Below are 5510 nucleotides of genomic sequence, written 5' to 3'. Positions count from 1 at the left end.
TGTGGGGGCTGGGAGAGGTCCGCCGGTACTCGCCTGACGGCGAGCTCACCGAGAGCGTGTCCGTGCCGGCCCCCCATACCTCGAGTGTCGTCTTCGCCGGACCCGAACTCGACACCCTGGTCATCACCACTGCGACACAGGATCTCACCGACGCCCAGCTGGCCGAGTATCCGGCCTCCGGCCGTCTCTTCACCGCAAGACCAGGAGTCCACGGACTCCCCCAGCCGCTCTGGAGCGGCCTCCCCCTTCCGCCCACCAACCCAGTGAGGAACGAATGAAACTCCTGCGCATCGGCGAGACCGGCGCCGAGAAGCCCGCCGCCCTCGTCGACGAGGACACCTACGTCGACCTGTCCGACGTCGTCGCCGACTTCGACGAGGCGTTCTTCGGCACAGACGGCATCGAGCGAATCCGCCCCGTCGTCGCCCACCGGACGGCAGCCGGCCGCACACAGGCAATCGGGACCCAGCGGATCGGCGCCCCGATCGCCCGCCCGCACCAGATCATCTGCGTGGGCCTGAACTTCAGCGACCACGCCGCCGAGACTGGGCAGGCCGTCCCCAGCGAGCCGATCCTGTTCACGAAGTCCCCCAACACGCTCGTCGGCCCCTACGACGACGTCCGAATTCCCCGAGGCGCCACGAAGACCGACTGGGAGGTCGAGCTCGGCATCGTGATCGGCAAGCGGGCAAGCTACCTCGACTCCGTCGAGGCCGCGCGGGACGTGATTGCCGGTTGGACCCTCGTCAACGACGTCTCCGAGCGCGCCTTCCAGATGGAGCGCAACGGGCAGTGGCTCAAGGGAAAGTCCGCCGAGACCTTCAACCCGGCCGGCCCCTGGCTCGTGACCCAGGACGAGATCGACGACGTCCGCTCGCTCGAAATGTGGCTCGACGTCAACGGCACCCGCCGGCAGAACGGCTCGACGGCAACCATGATCTTCGACCCGTTCTTCATCGTCCACTACATCAGCCAGTTCATGGTCCTCGAACCGGGAGACCTGATCAACACCGGCACCCCTCCCGGCGTCGGAATGGGATTCACCCCCCAGGTCTGGCTCAACGCCGGCGACGTCATGGAGCTCGGCATCGAAGGGCTCGGCCGGCAGCGGCAGAACGTCGTGGCGCACCGATGAAGGCCTTCGTCGTCCGCGGTCCGCACGACGTCGGAGTCGATGACGTCTCCGAACCGGTCGCGGGCCCCGGGGAAGTCCTGATCGACGTGCGACAGGTCGGAGTGTGCGGCACCGACGTCGAGTTCTACACCGGCGAGATGCAGTACCTCCACGACGGCCATGCTGAGTTCCCGATCCGGCTCGGCCACGAATGGATGGGCGTCGTGGCCGAGGCCGGAGAGGGCGTGGACGCGTCATGGGTCGGACGCCGCGTCACCGGCGACACCATGATCGGGTGCGGTCACTGCGACCGCTGCCGCGACGACCGCCACCACGTGTGCGAGGACCGCTTCGAACTGGGGATCCGAGGCGGAATGCCGGGAGCCCTTGCCGAGCGCATGGCCTACCCTGCGCGGTACCTGCACGCCCTGCCGGACTCGGTCGATGACACCGCCGGCGCCCTGGTCGAGCCCGCCGGCAATGCGCTCCGCTCCGTCTGGGGAGCGCAGGCCGGGGACGGAGACACGGTCCTCGTGCTCGGGGCGGGGACAATCGGCCTCCTGACCGCCATGTTCGCCAAAGCGGCCGGAGCAGAAGTCCACCTCATGGGCCGCAGCCCAGCCTCCCTCGACTTCGCACGCTCGCTCGGCTTCCACCATGCGTGGACCGCGGAGTCCCTGCCGGATCTGCCCTGGGACGCAGTGATCGATGCCTCCAACGCCCCCCAGCTTCCGGCGAAGGCCGTCGAGCTCGTCGAACCGGGCAAGCGCGTGGTCTTCGTGGGTCTGGCCGGCAGCCCCAGCCTCGTGGACACCCGCAGCCTCGCACTTAAGGACGTCACCGCCGTCGGCATCCTCGGCGCCAGCCAAGGGCTCGGCGGCGCAATCCGCGCCTTCGCCGACGGCGCCGTCGACCCGCGCCCACTCGTCTCGGCCGTCATCGGGATCGACGAGCTGGCCGGCATCCTCTCCGGAGACAAGCCTGACAACACGGGCCCAGGTCCCAAGATCCACATCGCCTTTCCAGAGAAGGGAACCCCATGAGACGAGCAGTCATCACCGGCGGAGCAAGTGGCCTCGGCGCAGCGACCGCATCGAAACTCCGCACTGAAGGCATAGAGGTGACGACCATCGACGTCGCCGGCGACCGTGATGTACACCTTGACGTGACCGACGACGCAGCCTTGGCCCAGGCCGTGGACTTTGTAGGATCCGTCGACATCCTCGTCAACTCGGCCGGGATCGTCGGCCCCAACAAGCCCTTGCTCGATACCGCCTCCGACGAGTGGCGGCGGGTGCTCGACGTCAACGTCCTCGGCACCGCGGCAACCATGCGTGCCTTCGTCCCCCAGATGGTGGAGCGCGGATGGGGCCGCGTCGTCAACTTCGCGAGCATGGCCGGCAAGGACGGAAACCCCAACCTCTCGATCTACTCCGCCTCCAAGGCCGCCGTCATCGCACTGACCAAGGCCGCGGGGAAGGAGCTCGCCACCACCGGGGTCCTGGTCAACGCCATCGCGCCAGCCGTCATCGCCACCCCTATGAACGACGACACCGCGCCCGAGGTCCTCGCCCACATCACGAGCCTCATCCCGATGAAGCGAGTGGGCCGGCCCGAGGAGGTTGCGAACCTCGTCGCCTGGCTGGCCTCGGACGCTGTCAGCTTCTCCACAGGTGCGGTCTACGACATCAGCGGCGGCCGCGCCACCTACTGAGCAAGGCTCCGAACAGGATCAGCAGAAAAGGATGAGGTGATACAGCAGATGCTGGCAATGGAAGGAATGGTCGCCGTCGTGACCGGGGGCGCCTCGGGGATCGGCGCAGCCATCGTCGAGCGGCTTCGCGACGAGGGCGCCACACTGGCGGTCCTCGACCGCGATGTTTCCGGCGTGCCGGAGGGCTTCGTTGCGGATGTGGGCGACGACGACTCCGTCCGCAACGCGATCACCGCGATCGCCGAGCGGCACGGGCGGATCGACATCCTCGTCAACAACGCGGGCATCGGGGCCCAGGGAAGCGTCGAGGCGAACGACGACGAGGAGTGGCACCGTGTGTGGGACGTGAACGTGGTCGGGATCGCCCGGGCCACCCGGGCGGCTCTCCCCTACTTGCGCCAGTCGCCCTCGGCATCGATCGTCAACATGGCCTCGGTCGTCGCGACAGTCGGCCTGCCGCAGCGAGCCCTCTACGGCGCGACGAAGGGCGCCGTAGTATCGCTGACCCGGGCGATGGCGGCTGATCACCTCCGCGAAGGCATCCGCGTCAACGCCGTCGCTCCGGGCACCGTGGACACACCGTGGGTCGCGCGCCTGATGGAAGCCACAGGCGACCCGGCCGCGACAAGGGAGGCGCTCGAGGAACGCCAGCCGCACCATCGACTGGTACGGCCTGAGGAAGTTGCAGATGCGGTGGCCTATCTCGCGAGCCCCCGATCGGGATCGACGAACGGGATAGTGCTTGCCGTCGACGGAGGGCTGCCCGCGGTCAAGGTGTAGCCGCGTCTTCCTCGGGGGCGGTGGCCGAGCGAAGGCCCGGAACAATCGACTCGAGAAACCTCTGGAGCACGCCTGATGGCAGAGGCTTGTCGCGGTTGAAGAGCCATTGCAGATGCAACCCGTCGGAAAGGGCGACGAACCCGGAGGCGAGGTCCTCCGGGGACAGCGAGGACTCGAGCGCGCCCTGATCCGCGAGCGATTGGAAAGCGGTAACGACGTACTGGTGCAGCATCTCGTAGCGGGATGCGAAATGCGCGTGTGCCGGATGACTCGGAGACGTGGATTCGGCGATGAGCGCTGCCTGGAGCTCGAGCGTGTTGGGGCTCTTCTCCAACCACTTCTGCTGCTCGATGAGGGCTCCAAGACTGCGCAGGTCACCCTGGGCGGGAAAGTCGGCACCGGTCCGCTCCTCCTGGCGAGCGAGGACGCCGGTGAGCAGCTCGGACTTCGAGGGGAAGTGATGGACCAGCCCGCGTTCACTGATCTCGGCGCGTGCGGCGACCTGTTTGACGGTAGATGCGAGGAAGCCGTTCTCAGCGAATACCGCCTCTGCTGCATCCAGGATCCGGTCTCGAGTCGCGGCCGTCTTCGCGTACGGGCCGCGAGGCCCCTCCCGACCCGCCATCGATCTCCCTTCGGCCTGACACGCCTCGTGGCGAATTCAGTCTGGCCAAACTACCATCGGGGCGCGAATTCGGCTTAATTCCTCAGCGTCGGGCCTTACAAGGTGTGCGATCCGTAGCGGGCGCTCGTGACGGTCACCTCGCCCTCGAGGACCTCCACGCCCCACACGCGGCCGGTGAACCCGCCCGCGACCTCGGTGGAGAGGTAGCGGCCGTCGAACTCGCCGAGCGGCACTTCCCTGCCCTCGACCAGCAGAGCGAACCCGACGAGGTCTGGCTCCGGGTGAGCGCCCCAGGGTTGAGGCGCCGGGCGCTGGCGAGCATGCACCTTGACCGTGAGTTGAGACTGACCCGTCATGGGTATGCGGGTCGGTGTGCCGACGACTGGCCCCACGTGAAGGACGACCTCTGCGGAATGGCGGTCGGCCTCAAGGCCGTACCAATGGTCATCGTCGAGTCTGACGAGCACGCGAGCCCGCCCTCTGGATACGTCGAGACAGAGCTCCGCCGTCCATTCCGGGTCGAGAGAGCGAGTCGCCAGCAGGGCCGGTGAGTCCCGTTCCGCGCCATGGGTCAGCCGCAAGCCGTCGGGCACCGCGGCAGTGAAGGATGCCGGGCCGGCACCGGGCGAGATCCAGCGCGGGTGCAGATGTTCGCCGGTGAAGTCGTCCGTGAAACTGTGGACCTGAGCCGGGACGACAAAGCGATCCTCGCGGATGACAGGCCATCCATCGACCCAGTCCAACCCGGCAATGAATGTCTCGCGCCCATTCACGTGGAAACCGTGGCCTGTCCCGCGGGGCCGGACGCCGAGGTAGACGATGGCCCACCCGCCGTCGGCCGTCTGGACGAGGTCCGCATGGCCCGTGTTCTGCACCGGATCGTCCGTGCTGCGATGGGTGAGGATCGGGTTGGTGGGCGCCCCCTCGTAGGGACCGCGAAGCGACCGCGAGCGGGCAACGCTGACGACGTGGCCGCGCTCGGTTCCACCCTCGGCGACGAAGAGGTACCACCAGCCGCCGATCCTGTACAGGTGCGGGGCCTCGGTGTGTGGCAGACCCGTCCCGGCCCAGAGAATCGCCGGCTCGTCCAGGAAGGCGCCGGTCCTGAGGTCGACGGGAGCGCTTGCGATGCCCGAGAGATCCGGATGGAAGGACTTCCAGGACAGATGGGCCGTTCCTTCGCCATCCCAGACAAGGTCGGGGTCGATGCCCACGGCCTCGGGGACGAACACAGGGTCGGACCATGGACCCTCGGCCAGAGCTGAGTTCACGATCAG

The 5510-nt window shown here is 67.8% G+C and carries 7 protein-coding genes; 5 read left to right on the top strand and 2 right to left on the bottom strand.

From position 1 onward, the window contains the following. From LK10_RS04160 to LK10_RS04140, 5 genes are all read left to right on the top strand, one after another. Nucleotides 1-278 (top strand): SMP-30/gluconolactonase/LRE family protein (locus tag LK10_RS04160; RefSeq protein ID WP_043120390.1); only part of this gene is annotated, 278 nt, incomplete at its 5' end. Next, nucleotides 275-1135: a fumarylacetoacetate hydrolase family protein gene (locus LK10_RS04155; RefSeq protein WP_043120388.1), complete on the top strand. Its 861-nt coding sequence runs from the start codon at nt 275-277 to the stop codon at nt 1133-1135. The genes LK10_RS04160 and LK10_RS04155, both read left to right, overlap by 4 nt. After that, nucleotides 1132-2157: a zinc-dependent alcohol dehydrogenase gene (locus tag LK10_RS04150; protein ID WP_043120385.1), complete on the top strand. Its 1026-nt coding sequence runs from the start codon at nt 1132-1134 to the stop codon at nt 2155-2157. The genes LK10_RS04155 and LK10_RS04150 overlap by 4 nt, the downstream gene beginning before the upstream one ends. Further along, a complete protein-coding gene (locus LK10_RS04145; protein WP_043120383.1) occupies nt 2154-2828 on the top strand; it encodes an SDR family NAD(P)-dependent oxidoreductase in 675 nt (224 codons plus the stop codon). The genes LK10_RS04150 and LK10_RS04145 overlap by 4 nt, the downstream gene beginning before the upstream one ends. 48 nt (nt 2829-2876) lie before the next feature. Continuing rightward, nucleotides 2877-3608 carry an SDR family NAD(P)-dependent oxidoreductase gene (locus tag LK10_RS04140; protein WP_043120381.1) on the top strand — a complete coding sequence of 244 codons (732 nt, stop codon included), beginning with the start codon at nt 2877-2879 and terminating at the stop codon, nt 3606-3608. Here the strand turns inward: LK10_RS04140 and LK10_RS04135 are convergent. Continuing rightward, complete coding sequence (locus tag LK10_RS04135; protein ID WP_052206936.1) at nt 3598-4233, bottom strand: TetR/AcrR family transcriptional regulator; 636 nt, start codon at nt 4231-4233, stop codon at nt 3598-3600. The genes LK10_RS04140 and LK10_RS04135 overlap by 11 nt on opposite strands. A gap of 95 nt (nt 4234-4328) precedes the next feature. After that, a partial coding sequence (locus tag LK10_RS04130; RefSeq protein ID WP_043120380.1) for a family 43 glycosylhydrolase occupies nt 4329-5510 on the bottom strand: 1182 nt, incomplete at its 5' end.

This window comes from Sinomonas humi (genome assembly GCF_000802235.1).
Taxonomy (GTDB): Bacteria; Actinomycetota; Actinomycetes; order Actinomycetales; family Micrococcaceae; genus Sinomonas; species Sinomonas humi.
This window is presented reverse-complemented; position numbering and strand designations above follow the sequence as displayed.

Coding starts and splice junctions, on each gene's coding strand:
- LK10_RS04145 (WP_043120383.1), top strand. CDS start 2,154: ATGAGACGAGCAGTCATCACCGGCGGAGCAAGTGGCCTCGGCGCAGCG.
- LK10_RS04150 (WP_043120385.1), top strand. CDS start 1,132: ATGAAGGCCTTCGTCGTCCGCGGTCCGCACGACGTCGGAGTCGATGAC.
- LK10_RS04155 (WP_043120388.1), top strand. CDS start 275: ATGAAACTCCTGCGCATCGGCGAGACCGGCGCCGAGAAGCCCGCCGCC.
- LK10_RS04135 (WP_052206936.1), bottom strand. CDS start 4,233: ATGGCGGGTCGGGAGGGGCCTCGCGGCCCGTACGCGAAGACGGCCGCG.
- LK10_RS04140 (WP_043120381.1), top strand. CDS start 2,877: ATGCTGGCAATGGAAGGAATGGTCGCCGTCGTGACCGGGGGCGCCTCG.